General features: G+C 67.4%; 17 protein-coding genes. 7 read left to right on the top strand and 10 right to left on the bottom strand.

Annotated elements, in window-relative coordinates; genetic code table 11:
- Positions 1 to 73: 73 nt before the first annotated feature.
- Positions 74 to 973 carry an alpha/beta fold hydrolase gene (locus Q8O26_RS10195; RefSeq protein WP_305575405.1) on the bottom strand — a complete coding sequence of 300 codons (900 nt, stop codon included), beginning with the start codon at positions 971 to 973 and terminating at the stop codon, positions 74 to 76.
- Between the two features lie 48 nt (positions 974 to 1,021).
- A complete protein-coding gene (locus Q8O26_RS10190; protein ID WP_305575404.1) occupies positions 1,022 to 1,501 on the bottom strand; it encodes an Lrp/AsnC family transcriptional regulator in 480 nt (159 codons plus the stop codon).
- A 442-nt stretch (positions 1,502 to 1,943) separates the two neighbouring features.
- On the opposite strand from Q8O26_RS10190, the gene trxB reads away from it, so the two are divergent.
- The gene (gene trxB, locus Q8O26_RS10185; protein ID WP_305575403.1) at positions 1,944 to 2,906 is read left to right on the top strand and encodes a thioredoxin-disulfide reductase; all 963 of its coding nucleotides are present in this window, start codon (positions 1,944 to 1,946) and stop codon (positions 2,904 to 2,906) included.
- Positions 2,907 to 2,939: 33 nt separating this feature from the next.
- A complete protein-coding gene (locus tag Q8O26_RS10180) occupies positions 2,940 to 3,830 on the top strand; it encodes a LysR family transcriptional regulator (protein ID WP_305575402.1) in 891 nt (296 codons plus the stop codon).
- 237 nt (positions 3,831 to 4,067) lie between these two features.
- Here Q8O26_RS10180 and Q8O26_RS10175 read toward each other — a convergent pair whose 3' ends face one another.
- Positions 4,068 to 4,322 carry an accessory factor UbiK family protein gene (locus Q8O26_RS10175; protein ID WP_305575401.1) on the bottom strand — a complete coding sequence of 85 codons (255 nt, stop codon included), beginning with the start codon at positions 4,320 to 4,322 and terminating at the stop codon, positions 4,068 to 4,070.
- 103 nt (positions 4,323 to 4,425) lie between these two features.
- Here Q8O26_RS10175 and lgt point away from each other — a divergent pair, with 103 nt between their 5' ends.
- From lgt to Q8O26_RS10155, 4 genes are all read left to right on the top strand, one after another.
- The gene (gene lgt, locus Q8O26_RS10170; protein ID WP_305575400.1) at positions 4,426 to 5,241 is read left to right on the top strand and encodes a prolipoprotein diacylglyceryl transferase; all 816 of its coding nucleotides are present in this window, start codon (positions 4,426 to 4,428) and stop codon (positions 5,239 to 5,241) included.
- Positions 5,238 to 6,320: a class I SAM-dependent methyltransferase gene (locus Q8O26_RS10165; protein ID WP_305575399.1), complete on the top strand. Its 1,083-nt coding sequence runs from the start codon at positions 5,238 to 5,240 to the stop codon at positions 6,318 to 6,320. Before lgt ends, Q8O26_RS10165 begins: the two co-directional genes overlap by 4 nt.
- A 53-nt stretch (positions 6,321 to 6,373) precedes the next feature.
- Positions 6,374 to 7,141: a peptidoglycan editing factor PgeF gene (gene pgeF / locus Q8O26_RS10160; protein WP_305575398.1), complete on the top strand. Its 768-nt coding sequence runs from the start codon at positions 6,374 to 6,376 to the stop codon at positions 7,139 to 7,141.
- Positions 7,142 to 7,299: 158 nt separating this feature from the next.
- Entirely contained in the window at positions 7,300 to 8,250 is a 951-nt protein-coding gene (locus tag Q8O26_RS10155) for a ribose-phosphate pyrophosphokinase (protein WP_305575397.1), read from the top strand.
- A 3-nt stretch (positions 8,251 to 8,253) separates the two neighbouring features.
- Here the strand turns inward: Q8O26_RS10155 and Q8O26_RS10150 are convergent, their stop codons facing one another.
- Entirely contained in the window at positions 8,254 to 8,847 is a 594-nt protein-coding gene (locus Q8O26_RS10150; protein ID WP_305575396.1) for an NAD(P)H-dependent oxidoreductase, read from the bottom strand.
- 71 nt (positions 8,848 to 8,918) lie between these two features.
- Between Q8O26_RS10150 and Q8O26_RS10145 the strand changes: the two genes are divergently transcribed.
- Entirely contained in the window at positions 8,919 to 10,736 is a 1,818-nt protein-coding gene (locus tag Q8O26_RS10145; protein WP_305575395.1) for an ABC-F family ATP-binding cassette domain-containing protein, read from the top strand.
- A gap of 6 nt (positions 10,737 to 10,742) precedes the next feature.
- Here Q8O26_RS10145 and phoB read toward each other — a convergent pair whose 3' ends face one another.
- From phoB to Q8O26_RS10115, 6 genes are all read right to left on the bottom strand, one after another.
- Positions 10,743 to 11,447 (bottom strand): phosphate regulon transcriptional regulator PhoB, encoded by a 705-nt coding sequence (gene phoB / locus Q8O26_RS10140; RefSeq protein WP_305575394.1) that lies wholly within the window; start codon positions 11,445 to 11,447, stop codon positions 10,743 to 10,745.
- Between the two features lie 30 nt (positions 11,448 to 11,477).
- Positions 11,478 to 12,185 (bottom strand): phosphate signaling complex protein PhoU, encoded by a 708-nt coding sequence (gene phoU / locus Q8O26_RS10135; RefSeq protein WP_305575393.1) that lies wholly within the window; start codon positions 12,183 to 12,185, stop codon positions 11,478 to 11,480.
- 174 nt (positions 12,186 to 12,359) lie between these two features.
- Positions 12,360 to 13,682, bottom strand: a complete 1,323-nt coding sequence (locus tag Q8O26_RS10130; RefSeq protein ID WP_305575392.1) for an ATP-binding protein — start codon at positions 13,680 to 13,682, stop codon at positions 12,360 to 12,362.
- Positions 13,683 to 13,747: 65 nt separating this feature from the next.
- A complete protein-coding gene (locus Q8O26_RS10125) occupies positions 13,748 to 14,509 on the bottom strand; it encodes a TIGR02186 family protein (RefSeq protein ID WP_305575391.1) in 762 nt (253 codons plus the stop codon).
- The gene (locus Q8O26_RS10120) at positions 14,506 to 15,438 is read right to left on the bottom strand and encodes a sulfite exporter TauE/SafE family protein (RefSeq protein WP_305575390.1); all 933 of its coding nucleotides are present in this window, start codon (positions 15,436 to 15,438) and stop codon (positions 14,506 to 14,508) included. Before Q8O26_RS10120 ends, Q8O26_RS10125 begins: the two co-directional genes overlap by 4 nt.
- A gap of 96 nt (positions 15,439 to 15,534) precedes the next feature.
- Positions 15,535 to 16,704 carry an acyl-CoA dehydrogenase family protein gene (locus tag Q8O26_RS10115; RefSeq protein ID WP_305575389.1) on the bottom strand — a complete coding sequence of 390 codons (1,170 nt, stop codon included), beginning with the start codon at positions 16,702 to 16,704 and terminating at the stop codon, positions 15,535 to 15,537.
- Positions 16,705 to 16,770: the final 66 nt, after the last annotated feature.

Raw genomic sequence — 16,770 nt, 5'->3', positions numbered from 1 at the left:
TTGCAGTGCAGCATCCCTATCCGGAAAACATGGCTAAAGTTTTGATAGCGCGATCACGAAAGCCCACGCGTGATCACGACTGCGCGAGTGCCTCGCGGAGGACGTCCCTGACACGGTCGGGGCGCTCCATGGGGAAGAAATGCGAGGTGTCGGGCAGCGTCTCGACGGGGACGTGGGGTGCGACGCGGGCGAGCCGCGCTTCGCCGCCATAGACGGTGGACCGGACGCCGCCGGCCAAGATCCTGACAGGAACCTCCACCCGCTTCAGCGCGCCCCATGGATTCTGTGTCTGCGAGGCGAAATTGGCCGCTTCCCAGGCCGGGGCGCAGGCGAGCCGGACGCCCTCGGGGTCGTCGACGAAGCCGCCAGCGACATAGCCCTCCAGGAATCCCGGCTGCCACGAGGCGAAGGTCTTGCGGGTGCGGTAGGTCGCCACCGCCTCGTCCCTGGACGGAAAGACGGCGCGGCGCTTGGCCGCACCGACGGCGAGGTCGATGTTGCGCATGCGGGCCGCGCCCCAGGGCGTGCGCGCGTAGAGCCACAGCCACGGGTGCATCATCACGGGGTCGAGGAGAACGAGCCCGCGCACGCGGGCGGGGCGGCGCGCCGCCGCCAGCAGCGCCGCGACCGATCCCATCGAATGACCGGCGAGGATGGGCGGGCGGGCGCCCGCGGGCACGATCCGGTCGAGGACCTCGACGAGATCGTCGGCATAGGCGTTCCAGTTCGTCATCCGCACCGGTTCTGCCGGCAGGCTGGACAATCCGTGACCGCGCAAGTCGAGAGCGACGATGCTGTTGCCGGCTCCCAGCGGCGCGAGCAGCGGGCCGTAGGTCGCGGCGTTGAAGCCGTTGGCGTGGAGAAAGACGAGGTCGGGCGGCGTCTCGCCGGCCCCCCAGCGCAGACCCGACATCGCACCGTCCGGCAGGGCGATCGACAGGCGGTCACCCGGGTCCGCGGGGGTCGTCGTCATGATGGCATCCGTGCTGTTCGATCCCCGGCGCTCTCGCTGCGCACACGGTCAGTCGACAGGCGCGATTTCGAGCGGCACCGCCGCCTCGTCCTTCACCTGGCCGAGGGTCAGGACGGTGCGCACATTGCGCACATTGGGCGTCGCGGTGAGGTCGGAGACGAAATTCTGAAAGCTCGCCAGGTCCGGCGCCACGCATTTCATGACGAAATCGAAATCGCCCGAGACCGTGTGGCATTCGCGGATGACCGGCCAGTGCCGGACCTTCTCGGCGAAGGCGTGGAGATCAGCCTCGGCCTGGCTCGCCAGGTGCACCATGGCGAAAACGGTGATGCCATATCCGAGTTTCTCGCTCGCCAGCAGCGCGCGGTAGCCGCGGATGACGCCCATCTCCTCCAGCGCGCGCACGCGCCTGAGGCAGGGCGGCGCCGAAATGCCGACCCGGCTCGCCAGTTCGACATTGGTCATCCGCCCGTCGCCCTGAAGCTCGCGGAGAATCTTCCAGTCGATGGCGTCCAGGCGGGCCTTCACGGGGCACGTCTCCACGGTGGCTGATGTATCAGCCGAGTAGCGCAACCCCCCTTTTTGCGCAACAAAATTTCGCGCATCGCCAGACGGCGACCGGCCCGCGCCGATGGGTATCAGCGGCATTCCCGCGCATGGACAAAACGGTAGCACGCCTGAAACTTTGGAACCGAGCGGGGCAAAAGGGGCGTCAGGCGGGACGTCGCGCCTTCGAGGACGAGCGCCTGCTGGATCGGACAACCAAGGATCAGCTCCGCATCACAAAACGCCACGAAAGTATCGCTATGCGATGCATATCATTCAGATTTGTGCGGCATCCCATCAATCCATTTCGTTGACAAGATGATGAAGTCGGTGGAATGAGCCTTGCGCCAAGCGCATAGCTGTTCCAGATTATCGGCCTGCGGGGCCTTTTTCGGCGCCTTCTCCTATCCCTCGGCCGGACATCATGGTCTCCCATCGCGAGCGCGTCGTCATCATCGGTTCCGGCCCGGCCGGCTACACGGCCGCCATCTACGCGGCCCGCGCCATGCTGAAGCCGGTCATGATCCAGGGCATCCAGCCCGGCGGACAGCTGACCATCACCACCGACGTCGAGAACTATCCGGGCTTCGCCGACGTCATCCAGGGTCCCTGGCTGATGGAGCAGATGGAGAAGCAGGCGGCCCATGTCGGCACCCGCATCGTCTCCGATCACGTCGCCGCCGTGGACCTGCAGCAGCGCCCGTTCCGCATCACCTGCGAATCCGGTGACGTCTACGAGACGGACGCGCTGATCATCTGTACCGGCGCCCAGGCCAAATGGCTGGACTTGCCCTCGGAGCAGAAGTTTCGCGGCTTCGGCGTCTCCGCATGCGCCACCTGTGACGGCTTCTTCTACCGCAACAAGGATGTGCTGGTGGTCGGCGGCGGCAATACGGCCGTCGAGGAGGCGCTTTTCCTCACCAATTTCGCTTCCAGGGTGACCGTCGTCCATCGCCGCGACGCCTTCAAGGCCGAGCGCATCCTGCAGGAGCGCCTCTTCGCCCATCCGAAGATCGAGGTGGTGTGGGACAGCGCGCTGGACGAGATCATCGGTCGTGACGATCCGACCGCTGTGACCCGCGTGCGTCTGAAGAACGTCAAGACCGGTGAGATGCACGAGCGCCCCGTCGCCGGCGTCTTCATCGCCATCGGCCATGCCCCGGCCGTCGAACTCTTCGAGGCCCAACTCCGCAAGAAGCCGACCGGCTATCTGTGGACCGCTCCCGATTCCACCGCCACCGACGTCGCCGGCGTTTTCGCCGCCGGAGACGTCACCGATGACACCTATCGCCAGGCGGTCACCGCCGCCGGCATGGGATGCATGGCCGCCCTCGAAGCCGAACGGTATCTCGCTCACCACGCGACGATCCGACAAGCCGCAGAATAAGACGGGCAAAGCAGCCGCCTCCGGGAGACTTCGATGGACTGGGACAAGCTGAGGATCTTCCATGCCGCCGCAGCAGCGGGCAGCTTCACCCATGCAGCCGATACGCTGGGACTGTCGCAGTCGGCCGTTTCGCGACAGGTCTCGTCGCTGGAGCAGGACCTCAAGGTTCCCCTGTTCCACCGCCATGCCCGCGGCCTGGTGCTGACCGAACAGGGAGAGCTTCTCTACCATACGGCGCAAGACGTGCTGATGAAGCTCGAAAGTGCCAAGATCAAGCTGACGGACTCGAAGGAACGGCCGAACGGCGAACTGAAGGTGTCGACCACCGTCGGCCTCGGCACCGCATGGCTCGCACCGCGTCTCGGCGAATTCCTCGACCTCTATCCCGACATCCAGATCAAGATGATCCTCACCGACGAGGAACTCGACCTGTCGATGCGCGAGGCGGATGTCGGCATCCGCGTGCGCCAGCCGGTGCAGCCAGACCTCATCCAGCGCAAGCTGTTCCAGATCAAGTTCCACGCCTTCGCCTCGTCCGACTACCTGAAGCGCAACGGCTCGCCGAAGAACGCCAACGAACTCGACGGTCACCGCATCCTGGCCTTCGGTGGCAGGGCGCCGAACTACATGCAGAATGTCACCTGGCTATCGACCGCCGGCCGCAGCGGCATGGTTCCGCGCTCCTTCGCGATGACGATCAACAACATCTCGGGGCTGGTGGCGGCGGTCGAGAACGGCATCGGCATCGCGGTTCTGCCCGACTATCTCGTCCGTGACGGATCGGGGCTCGTCCAGATCCTCGACGATGAGGAAATGCCGGTGCTCGACGCATGGTTCGTCTATCCGGAAGAGCTGAAGTCGGTCGCCCGCGTGCAGGTGTTCCGCGACTTCCTCGTCTCCAAGGCGCAGCGCTGGCCGGGTTGAGCCGGCCCGAAAACGAGATCCGGACCTGTGGCGTGAAGGCCCTGCTGCCCTAGAGGCTCGACCGGGGCGCGTCATGATCCCTAGGGGTCGGCCTTCACTCTCATCGCCCGGAAATGGCCGCCTGGCGACAAACGAACGCGTCCCGCATTCGCTCGACGCTACGGCGAGCCTCGAAGGACGCACTTGGCCCGCGCACGTCTTTGGCCCGTGCAACTCGCCCACTCTCGGGCAGATGGCTCAGCCGGCCGACAGCCGCGCCTCCAACGCCTCGATGCGCGCCTTCAGTGCCTCGTTTTCCTCGCGGGCCTTCACGGCCATGTCGCGCACGGCCTCGAATTCCTCGCGGCTGGGCAGGTCCATGTCGCGCAACAGGCGCTCGGCCTGGGTCTTCACGAAGGTGTCGGCCTCGCGCTTCATGCCCTGGGCGAAGCCCGCGGCATCGGTCATGAACTTGGCGAACTCGTCGGCGATGCGGTCGCTGCTCTGTGTCATGGGATCTCTCCGCTGCTGGTCAGGGTATGGGGTCGCACCGGCCGCGGCGCAAGAGCCGACGGGGCTGCTTGACCTCGCGGGCCGGCGCGGGCAAACCGCCTCCATGACGCTCCTCGCCCTGCCCTTTCCCGTCATCGACCCGGTCCTGATCGCGGTCGGCCCGCTGGCGATCCGCTGGTATGCGCTGGCCTATATCGGCGGGTTCCTGTTCGGCTGGTGGCTGGCCAAGAGGCTCGTCGCGACCGACCGCCTCTGGCCCGGCGGCAGGGCGCCCTTCGCGCCGGCGGTCATCGACGACGCCATCGTCTGGGCGGCGCTCGCCGGCATTCTCGGCGGCCGCCTCGCCTTCGTCTTCGTCTACAATCTCGACTATTACCTCGCCAACCCGGCCGCGATCCTGGCGGTCTGGGAGGGAGGCATGGCCTTCCACGGCGGCATCGTCGGGGCGGTCGTCGGCCTCCTCATCTTCGCGCGGCGCAATTCCCTGCCGCTCCTGCCGCTGGTCGATCTCGCCGCCGTCGTCGCACCGATCGGCATCGCCCTCGGCCGGCTCGCCAATTTCATCAAGCCGGAGCTCTGGGGCCGCGTCACCGATGTGCCGTGGGCCTTCATCTTCCCCGGTGCGGGGCCGGAGCCGCGCCACCCCAGCCAGATCTACCAGGCGCTGACCGAGGGGTTGCTGCTCTTCGTCGTCCTGCTGCTGATCGTCCGGGCCGGCGGGCTGAAGCGACCGGGCCTCCTCGCCGGCTGTTTCGGCATCGGCTATGGGCTGGCGCGGTCCTTCGGCGAGCTGTTCCGCCAGCCCGATCCGCAACTCGGCTTCCTCTTCGCCGGCGCGACCATGGGCCAGCTCCTATCGGTACCGCTGGTCGGCGTCGGGCTGTGGCTGGTGCTCAGGTCGCGGCGCCAGCCGGCATGACGCCGTTGGCGGCGGAGCTGAAGGCGCTCATTGCGACGGAAGGACCCCTGCCCGTCGACCGTTTCATGGCGCTGGCGCTGGGTCACCCGCGCCACGGCTACTACATGACGCGTGACCCCTTCGGCGCCGCCGGAGACTTCATCACCGCGCCGGAGATCTGCCAGGTCTTCGGCGAGCTGACCGGCGTCTGGGCGGCCAGCGCCTGGGAGGCGTTGGGCCGGCCGGCGGCCGTCGCCCTCGTCGAGTTCGGGCCGGGGCGCGGCACGCTGATGGCCGATCTCCTGCGCGCGGCAGAGGCGCTGCCAGCCTTTCGGGCGGCCCTCTCGGTGCATCTGGTCGAGACCTCGCCCGTGCTCGCGGCGCGGCAGAATGAGGTGCTGAGCGCGGCGAGTGTACCGCTCGCCTGGCATCGCGACCTCTCGACCGTCCCGCCCGGGCCCGCCATTCTCGTCGCCAACGAGTTTCTCGACGCCCTGCCGATCCGGCAATTCGTCATGACTGCCGCCGGCTGGCGCGAGCGTGTCGTCGGGCTCGTCGACGGAGCGCTCGCCTTCGGCCTCGCCCGCGATCCCGTGCCGCAAGCGCTCATCCCCGCCGCGCTCCGCCAGGGAGAGCCAGGGGCGGTCGTCGAGATCTGTCCGGCCTTCCATCACCTCGCGGCCGGCCTCGCCGCCAGGCGCGCTCCTCTGGCCGGCCTCTTCATCGATTATGGCCATGTCGCATCGGCCCATGGCGAGACGCTGCAGGCGGTACAGGCGCATCGCTTCACCGATCCCCTGGCCGCGCCGGGAGAGGCGGACATCACCGCCCATGTCGATTTCGAGGCTTTCGCGGCGGCCGCCGTTGCCTCGGGCCTTGCGGCCTCGCCCGCCGTCGACCAGCGCGCCCTGCTCTTCGGCCTCGGTCTCCGCGAGCGGGCGGAACGTCTCGCTCAAAGCCGCCCGGACGCGTTCGAGACGCTGCGGGCCGGGGTCGAGCGGCTGATCGATCCGGCCCCTGCCGGCATGGGATCGCTGTTCAAGGCGATGGCGGTGGCCTCGTCGCGCGATCTCCTCGACCGGCTGCCGCGGCTCGCCTGACGTCTGCGCGGCGCCGATTGACACCGGCGCGCGAAGCAGATTTCGCTTTGCCCATGTTCGTGACCTCGCCCGCCCTCGCCGCCCTGCCCGGCATTCGCCATGCCTTCTTCACCCGCGAGGGGGGCGTGTCGGAGGGGCTCTACGCCTCGCTCAATGCGGGGCTCGGCTCGGGGGACGACGGCGGGAACGTGCGCGAGAACCGCCGCCGCATGGCCGCCACGCTGGGCGTCGCCGACAATGCCCTGATCTCCTGTTTCCAGATCCATTCGCCCGACGTCATCATTGCGGACAGGCCCCATGACGGCGGCGACCGGCCCAAAGCCGATGCGGTGGTGACGCGGGTGCCCGGCATCGCCTGCGGCGTCGCCGCCGCCGACTGCGGACCAGTGCTCTTCGCCGATGCCGCGGCGGGCGTGGTCGGCGCCGCCCATGCCGGCTGGAAGGGGGCCATCGGCGGGGTCCTTGAGGCTACCATCGCGGCGATGGAAGGGCTCGGCGCCCACCGCTCCCGCATCAGCGTCGCCATCGGCCCTCTGATCCGGCAGCCGAGTTACGAGGTCTCGCAGGCCTTCGTCGACCAGTTCCGCGGCACCGACGAGGCCTATGCCCGGTTCTTCGCCCCAGGCCGGCCGGGCCATGCCCAGTTCGACCTGCCGGGCTTCATCTCCGCCAGGCTGTCGGCCGCCGGCATCGTCCATCTCGACGACCTGCGCCTCGACACCTATGCGGACGAGGCGCGCTTCTACTCCTACCGGCGCACCACCCACCGCAAGGAGCCAGACTACGGCCGGCATATCGCCGGCATCGCCCTGGCCACCTGAGCCGCGTTCGTATCGCACCGCGGCACGATACGGCCTTTTCCGCGTCACCCAGGCGTCACACCCTGTTGATGGCCAGGTGGGTAAGGCGCGCGCGGCATTGTAGCGCGGGGGTTCGGTTGCTATGAGGGCGCCTTCATCGCTGCCCCGAGAGCTGCCTCATGTCGCGAAAACCCGGGATCAAGATCGTTTCCGGCAATTCCAACCGGCCGCTCGCCGACGCGATCGGGGCCTATCTCAACACGCCCCCGGCCAAGGCCTCCGTCCGCCGTTTCGCGGATATGGAAATCTTCGTCGAAATTCAGGAGAACGTGCGCGGCGAGGACGTCTATGTCGTCCAGTCGACATCGTATCCGACCAACGACCATCTGATGGAGCTGCTGATCATCTGTGACGCGCTGCGTCGCTCCTCGGCCAAGCGCATCACCGCGGTGATCCCTTATTTCGGTTATGCCCGCCAGGACCGCCGGTCCGGCTCGCGGACGCCGATCTCCGCCAAGCTCGTCGCCAACCTGATCACGCGCTCCGGCGCCGATCGCGTCATGACGCTCGATCTCCATGCCGGGCAGATCCAGGGCTTCTTCGACATCCCCACCGACATCCTGGTCGCCGCGCCGCTGCTGGCGAAGGACATCCGGGAAAGCCGCAGCATCGAGGACGTGATGGTGGTTTCGCCGGACGTCGGCGGCGTGGTGCGCGCGCGCGCGCTCGCCAAACGCATCGACGCACTGCTCGCCATCGTCGACAAGCGCCGTGAGCGCCCGGGCGAGAGCGAGGTGATGAACGTCATCGGTGACGTCGAGGGCAAGAGCTGCATCCTCGTCGACGACATCGTCGATTCCGGCGGCACGCTGGTCAACGCCGCCGAGGCGCTGCTGGCGCGCGGCGCCAAGGACGTCTCGGCCTACATCACCCATGGCGTGCTGTCGGGCGGCGCCGTCGCCCGCATCACCGCCTCGAAACTGAAGGAACTGGTGATCACCGATTCCATCCAGCCGACCGAGGCGGTCCGGGTCGCCCGCAACATCCGCACGCTATCGATCGCCAGCCTCATCGGCGAGGCCATCGCCCGCACGGCGAGCGAGGAAAGCGTGTCGAGCCTGTTCGACTGAGGCTCAGCGCAGCGCCGCGAGCCGGCGCTCGACCTTCTGCAGAAATCCTGTGCGCAGGTCGGTACCGGCACCGTCGATGCCGTGCAGCCCCAGCCACAGCGTGCGGCAGCGCGGGGCGACGAGGGGGCGGAGGCCGCGGAGCAGGGTCCGGCGGCCGGGCTCAGACATCACGAGACGCCACCACCACCAGGGCGAGCCGAGCGTCGAGACCGCACCGATGAAGCGGATCTGCGTCAGCACGCGGCCGATCGGCTTGCCGGCCTCGGGCATGGTGAAAGTCGCATGCGGCACCCAGACGCGGTCGAGCCAGCCCTTCAGCATGGCCGGCAGCCCGTACCACCAGGTCGGATAGACGAAGAGCAGCCCTTCCGCCCAGCGCAGGGCGTCGAGATGGGCGGCGACGGGCGCCTCGTTGGCGCCGGCGGTGTGATAGGCGCGCCGCTCACCGGCATCCATGACGGGATCGAAACCCTCGCCGTAGAGATCGATCAGCCTGATCTCGTGACCCGCTGCGGCGAGGGCGGCCAGCGCCCGGTCGCGCAGGGCGGCGGTGAAGCTCTCGGGACAGGGATGGCAGTAGATCACCAGCATGCGCATGACAGGCCCCGGCAGGAGAATCGTCAGGTCCCAGCGTGCACAGCTCGTCCAAGGATGCTAGACGGCGGGCCATGGCTCCTCCCCTTCTGCAACTCCAAGACATCGCCCTGACCTTCGGCGGCACGCCGCTGCTGACCGCGGCGAACCTCTCCGTCGAGGCCGGCGACCGGCTCGCCTTGGTCGGCCGCAACGGCTCGGGCAAGTCGACGCTGCTCAAGATCGCCGCCGGCCTGATCGAGACGGACGGCGGCAGCCGTTTCGCCCAGCCGGGCGCGACGATCCGCTATCTCCTGCAGGAGCCGGACCTTTCCGCCTTCCCGACGACGCTCGCCTATGTCGAAAGCGGGCTCGGGCCGAGCGACGACCCCTATCGCGCGCGCATGCTGCTGGAAGACCTAGGCCTGACCGGCGAGGAGGGCACAACCTCGCTCTCGGGGGGCGAGGCCAAGCGCGCGGCGCTGGCCCATGCCATCGCGCCGGAACCCGACATCCTGATTCTCGACGAGCCGACCAACCATCTCGACCTTCCCGCCATCGAGTGGCTGGAGAAGACGCTGCGACGCCTCTCCTGCGCCATCGTCATGATCAGCCATGACCGCCGCTTCCTCGAGACGCTGTCGCGCGCCACGGTCTGGCTCGACCGCGGCACGACGCGGCGCCTCGACAAGGGCTTCGGCCATTTCGAGGCCTGGCGCGACGAGGTGCTGGAGCAGGAGGAGAAGGATCAGCACAAGCTCGACCGGCAGATCGCCCGCGAGGAACACTGGCTGCGCTATGGCGTCTCGGCCCGGCGCAAGCGCAACGTCCGCCGTCTCGGGAACCTCCATGCCCTGCGCAAGGATTTCCGCGAGCACCGCAAGGCGGTCGGCACGGTGTCGATGACCGTGAGCGAGGCGGAAGTCTCGGGCAAGCGCGTCGTCGAGGCCCGCGGCATTTCCAAGCACTACGGCGACCGGACGATCGTCGACGATCTGACGATCCGGATCCTGCGCGGTGACCGGCTCGGCATTGTCGGGCCGAATGGCGCTGGCAAGACGACGCTGGTCCAGTTGCTGACGGGGACGCTGGCTCCCGATTCCGGCACGATCGACCTCGGCACCAACCTCGCCATGGCGACGCTCGACCAGAAGCGCGAGGACCTCGATCCCGCCATGCCGCTGACGGAGGCCCTGACGCGCGGGCGCGGCGACTATGTCACCATCAACGGCGAGAACCGCCATGTCATCGGCTACATGAAGGACTTCCTCTTCTCGCCGGAGCAGAAGGGCACGCCGGTCGGCGTCCTGTCGGGCGGCGAGCGCGGTCGCCTGCTGCTCGCGCGGGCGCTCGCCTCGCCCGCCAATGTGCTGGTGCTCGACGAGCCGACCAACGATCTCGACCTCGAGACGCTCGACCTGCTGCAGGAAATGCTCACGGACTTTCCCGGCACGGTCATTCTCGTCTCGCATGACCGCGACTTCCTCGACCGGGTCTGTACCTCGGTGCTCGTCAGCGAGGGGAACGGGCGCTGGGTGGAATATGCCGGCGGCTATTCCGACATGCTGAACCAGCGCGGTGCGGGGATCGCGGCGCGCACCGTCGCGAGGGCCGCCAAGGGCGAGGCGACGTCACCGACAGCAGTCAGGACCGAGCCGCAGGCCGAGCCAACCCGCCGCAAGATGTCGTTCAAGGACAAGCACGACCTCGACACGCTGCCGGCGCGGATGGAAGCGCTGCAGCGCGACATCGCAAAGCTGCAGGCGATCCTCGCCGATCCCGCACTCTATGCGCGCGACCGCGCCGCCTTCGACCGCGCGAGTGCGTCGATGACCAAGGCGCAGGGCGACATGTCTGCCGCCGAGGACCGCTGGCTGGAACTTGAAATGCTGAAGGAAAGCCTCGAGGCGTGACGCCGATCAGGCTGCCACGCCGGCAAAGCGCTCGTTGAACGAGTAGCCGGAGCCGCGGACCGTGCGGATCGGGTCCGCCTCGCGGCCGCGCTTCACCGCCTTGCGCAGCCGGCCGATATGGACGTCCACGGTGCGCTCGTCGATATAGACGTCGCGGCCCCAGACGCCGTCGAGCAGCTGTTCGCGCGTGTAGACACGGCCGGGTGACTGCATCAGGAATTCGAGCAGCCTGAACTCGGTCGGGCCGAGGTTGATTTCGCGACCGGCGCGATGAACGCGGCGGGTCTCGCGGTCCAGCTCGATGTCTCCCGACTTCAGGAGGCTCGACAGGTGTTCAGGCTTGGCACGGCGCAAGAGCGCACGGACCCGTGCCAGCAGTTCCGGAACGGAGAACGGCTTGACCACATAGTCGTCGGCACCGATGGCGAGCCCCCTCACCCGTTCGCCCTCTTCACCGCGGGCGGTGAGCATGATCACCGGCAGACGCTCGGTCTCGGGGCGCAGGCGGATGCGGCGGCACAGTTCGATGCCGGACAGGCCAGGCAACATCCAGTCGAGAAGGACAAGGTCGGGAACCGCTTCGCGAAGCCGCACCTCGGCCTCGTCACCGCGGCCGACGACTTCGACCTGATAGCCCTCGGCTTCCAGATTGTAGCGCAGAAGAACCGTGATCGGCTCCTCGTCCTCGACCACCAGAATGCGTGCGGTCATGGAGATGTCCTTGTTTGCCCGGTGCTGCGATCAGAGGCCGACCGTTGCCATCGTCGTGGTGTCGAGTTTCGGACGCTCGTCGGGCAAGGTGACGCCCTTGACCATGTAATGAACGGTCTCTGCGATGTTGGTGGCGTGATCGCCGATCCGCTCGAGATTCTTCGCGCAGAACAGGAGATGCGTGCAGGAGCCGATATTGCGCGGATCTTCGAGCATGTAGGTGAGGAGCTCGCGGAACAGCGAGTTGTAAAGCGCGTCGATGTCGCCGTCGGACTTCCAGACGTCGAGCGCCGCCACAACGTCACGCTGGGCATAGGCGTCGAGCACCTGCTTGACGCGCTCGAGAGCGAGACGGGCCATGGCGTCGAAGCCGCCGGTCACCTTGGCCAGCGGAACCGAGCCATTCATCGCGGTGACGCGCTTGGCGATGTTCTTGGCGAGATCGGCGATCCGCTCCAGATCGGAGGCGATGCGCAGGGCACCGACGATCTCACGAAGGTCGACGGCCATCGGCTGGCGCTTGGCGATGATGAGGATGCCGAGTTCCTCGATCTCGCGCTGCAGGGCGTCGATCTGCGGATCGACCGAGCGCACTTGGCGCGCAAGCTCGAAATCGCTGCGAATGAGGGCGTCGATGCAGCCGACAATCTGCTTTTCGGTCAGTCCGCCCATCTCGGCCACGCGCTGTGCCAGGCCTTTGAGGTCGTTCTCGAAGGCGCTCACGGTATGTTCGGTCATGGCAGGCTCCTGCGAGAGGGCGAAAGGGACTTGTTGAATAACCCTGCGCCGCGACGGTTCTATGCCCGTCAGGTGACGCATCAATGACACCGATTGCGTATTTTTTTCAATGCCTTGCCGATGTTGCGACAAATTGGCGGCAGAACGCATCCGCAATCGCGGCACACAGCGTCGTCAGGACGCGGTCGAGACGGGCGCGCCGGCATCCTCGCCACGGTCGGCGGCCTCGATCCGCACGGTGAAGGTCGCCCCCTCGCCCTGGACGCTCTCGATGGCGAGCCGGCCGCGGTGACGGTTGAGGATGTGCTTGACGAGGGCGAGGCCCAGACCCGTACCGCCTTTTTCCCGGCTCGAGGCGATGTCGACACGGTAGAATCGCTCGGTCAGACGCGGCAGATGCTCGGTTGGGATGCCCGGGCCATGGTCGCGCACGCTGACAACGGCCTCGGCGCCGCGGCCGTTCCGGTTCTCGCGGGCCAGGGCGATGTCGACCCGCCCCCCCTCGGCGCCGTATTTGATGGCGTTCTGCACGAGGTTCTCGAAGAGCCTGATGAGTTCGTCCTGATCGCCCTTGACCGGCAGGGTCGCCTCCCCCGCCTCGATCTCCACCGACACCCCCTGCGCCTTCGCATAGGGCCCCAGCGTGTCGCGCACATGGCGCAGCAGCTGCACCAGGTCGACCACGGTGACGGGCTGAACATGTTCGTTGAGCTCGATTCGCGACAGCGAGAGCAGGTCGTCGATCAGCCGCGACATGCGGCGGGCCTGGGCCAGCATGATGCCGAGAAACCGCTCGCGGGCGTCAGGATCGTTGCGGGCGGGTCCCTGAATGGTCTCGATGAAGCCGACGACGGAAGCAAGCGGCGTGCGCAGCTCGTGGCTGGCATTGGCGACGAAATCGGCCCGCAACTGTTCGAGGCGGCGCTCCTCGGTGAGATCGCGAAGGGACAGGAGGATGAAATCGGCGCGGCCGCCGTCCCGCGCTTCCGGCGTGACGGCGACCGGCGTCGCCTCGACGCTGAACCAGCGCGCGACAGGAACCCGTTCGGAATAATCGATGACCTGGGGGCTGTTGCTGGCAACGGCGCGCCGCACGATCTCGACCACTTCGGGCGCTCTGAGCGACAGAGTCAGCGGCTCGCCGCGTCTGAGGCTGGGCAGCAGTGTCGCGGCGCGGGCATTGTGGGTGCGCACCACCAGTTTCGGGTCGAGGAGGATGGCGGGAACGGGCAGCGCCGCCATGAGGCCCTCGACCGAGAGGTCCGTCAGCCGCGCGGCGCGCCGGGCCATAACGTCGTCTTCCATCGGCGCGCGGACGCGCGGGCGGCGGCGGACGAACGTGCCGGCTCCCACCAGGGCGAGTCCGGCTCCGGTGGCATAGGGCAAGGCCAGATCGCCCGCCGCTGCGAGGATCAGCGCGAGCAAGGCTCCGGCCCCATAGAGGAACAGGGTGCCGAGCCACCCTTCGTTCCACCCGGTGTCGATGTCATCACCCACTGGCGCGTCCCTGCCTTGATCGTGCTGCCCGTCCCGCCGGCGAGAACACGATCCCGGGGGTCATCTCAATCGCGCCGGAAGACGACGCTCGCCGCCCACCCCGTGAACAGGGCGAGCATGGCGGCGGCGAGTCCATAAAGAACACCGTGATCGCGGGCCGCATTGGCGACGAAGGCCTCGAATCCGGTCTTCGTCACTTCGAAGTTCGTACTCTCGCGGGCGAGGATAACGCCGCCGGACATCAGGAAGATGTCGACGTCGAAAGAACCGACCGGCGTGTTCGGAACAATGGGGATGTTGGCACGAAACAGGTTGGGGGTGAGGAAGGTCACGCCGGTGGGGTTCTCGCGATAGAGACCCTTGGCGCGGTTGATCCGCAGCAGGGCGTCGCGGAAAGCCGGGGTCGCCGCGGGATCGGGTCCGAGCCGTGGGGTGATGGCGGTGAGCGAGTCGACGCCGATCTGCTGGCGCGCCCGCAATTCAATATCGGCAAGGTCGGCAGCGGCTTTGTTCGACAGCAGCGCATAGAAGGCCGGCATCTCGACGAACTGGCGGGAATCGGTGTTGACCCAGATGCCGAAGAAGCGGGTCTTCTGCCGCGTGACCATCAACGCGCGGGGGCCGCGGACGACGACGGCCATGTCATAGCCGCCGGGACGGGAGATCGTCTGCGCATCGCGCTCGATCGAGCCGAACAGGACGATCTCGGATCCGACGAAATTGGACGTGATCTGCAGCCGGTGGGTGGAGAGCGAGGTGATCATCGTCTCGGCCCGGGCGGGCACGACCGTGAGCAGGACCAAGATGACGAGGACGATGCGGCTCATACCCGCACCACCCATTCCAAAACCGTGCTGGAGAAGGGGTCGTCGGGCCGAACGACGAGATCGATGAGGAAGCGCATTCCGACCGCGAGCACGACGAGACCGAGCAGCAGGCGCAGTTCCTCGCCCTTCATCGACAGCGATGTGCGGGCGCCGAACTGGGCGCCGACGACGCCGCCGATCATCAACAGGAGGGCGAGGACGACGTCCACCGAGGCGTTGGTGGCGGCATGGAAGACCACCGCCATCAGCATGGTCACCAGCGTCTGCAGGCTCGACGTGCCGATCACCACCGCCGTCGAGACCCGAAGGAGATAGACGAGCGCCGGCACGAGAAGAAAGCCGCCGCCGATCCCCATGATCGAACCGAGGAAGCCGATCCCGAGCCCGATGCCGACGACCGGGATCGCCGAGACGGTGATGCGCGACCGCGGGAAATGCATGACGAAGGGCAGCCCGGTGCCGACCCTGCGATCCCGGGCCGGCAGCAGCTTCGGCGGCTCCCCCGAGCGCGAACGGGCGATGGCCCGGCCGCTCTCGACCACCATCAGCATGCCGATGCCGCTGAGCAGCGTGACGTAGGACAGGGCGATGAAGAGGTCGAGCTGTCCTTCGCGTCTGAGGAGCGAGAAGGCGGCGACACCGCCGGCCGTGCCGAAGGCGCTGCCGATCAGCAGCACACCGACCAGTTTCGGATCCACCGCATTCTTGCGCCAATAGCTCAGGGTGCCCGACAGGGACGAGGCGGCGATCTGGCCGGAGACGCTGGCGACGGCGATGGCGGGCGGTATGCCGATGAAGATGAGGAGCGGTGTCAGCAGGAAACCGCCGCCGACGCCGAACATGCCGGAGATGAAGCCGATCGCCAGCCCCATGCCCAGGATGAGGAGCATGTTGACGGGCAATTCGGCGATCGGAAGGTAAAGCTGCACGGTTGTCCCCGGCCAGGGTGTGCACCCATCGAAGGCCGGAAAACACCTGTCACGTCAAGGCCAAACGGGCGACCGCGGGCGCATTTCAGCGCAGGTCTAGTATGACCGTGGCATGCCGAGCACATGCTCGCCGACATAGGCGAGGATCAGGTTGGTGGAGATCGGCGCCACCTGGTAGAGCCGCGTTTCGCGGAACTTGCGCTCGATGTCATAGTCGGCCGCGAAGCCGAACCCGCCATGGGTCTGGATGCAGGCATTGGCCGCCTCGAAGGAGGCATCCGCCGCCAGCAGCTTGGCCATGTTCGCCTCGGCGCCGAATTCCGCGCCGGCATCGCAGAGGGCGGCGGCCTGAAAGCGCATGAGGTCGGCGGCGCGGATGTTCACATAGGCCCGTGCGATGGGGAACTGGATGCCCTGGTTCTGCGCGATCGGGCGGTCGAAGACGATCCGCTCGGAGCCGTATTTGCGGGCGCGCTCGATGAACCAGTAGCCGTCGCCGATACATTCGGCGGCGATCAGCGTGCGCTCCGCGTTGAGGCCGGAGAGGATCGTCTTGAAGCCCCTGCCCTCCTCGCCGATGAGGTTCTCGGCCGGGATCTCGAGATCGTCGAAGAAGACCTCGTTGGTCTCGTGGTTGACCATGTTGCGGATGGGGCGGACCGTCATGCCGCGCCCGATCGCCTCGCGCAGGTCGACGAGGAACACCGACAGGCCGTCGGACTTCTTGCGGACCTGGTCGATCGGTGTCGTGCGGGCGAGCAGCACCATGAGATCGGAATGCTGGACCCGGCTGGTCCAGACCTTCTGGCCATTGATGACGTAGCGGTCGCCCTTGCGGACCGCCGTCGTCTTCAGCTTCGTCGTATCCGTGCCGGTCGTCGGCTCGGTCACGGCCATGCTCTGCAGGCGCAGTTCGCCCGCCGCGATCTTGGGCAGGTAGCGCGCCTTCTGCTCATCGGAGCCGCCGCGCAGGATCGTGCCCATATTGTACATCTGGCCGTGGACGGCACCGGAATTGCCGCCGGAACGGTTGATCTCCTCCATGATGATGGAGGCTTCCGTCAGCCCGAGGCCCGAGCCGCCATATTCGGCCGGGATGAGGGCGGCGAGCCACCCGGCCCGCGTCAGCTCCTCGGTGAAGGCCTCAGGATAGCCGCGCTCCTCGTCGATGCCGCGCCAGTAGGCGTCGTCATAGCGTCCGCACAGGTCGCGGACGGCGTCCCTGAGGTCGGCATGGTCGTTGGCGTCCGGGATGGTCAGCGGCATCATGGTTCTCCAGCGGACGTGGTTATGGGTCGCTTCGCCGGGGCTGGAAAGCCCTCCGGAGGGAGG

Source organism: Phreatobacter sp. (assembly GCF_030691135.1).
GTDB lineage: Bacteria > Pseudomonadota > Alphaproteobacteria > Rhizobiales > Phreatobacteraceae > Phreatobacter.
Note: the sequence above shows the minus strand (reverse complement) of the source record. Positions and strands in the feature narration are given on the sequence as shown.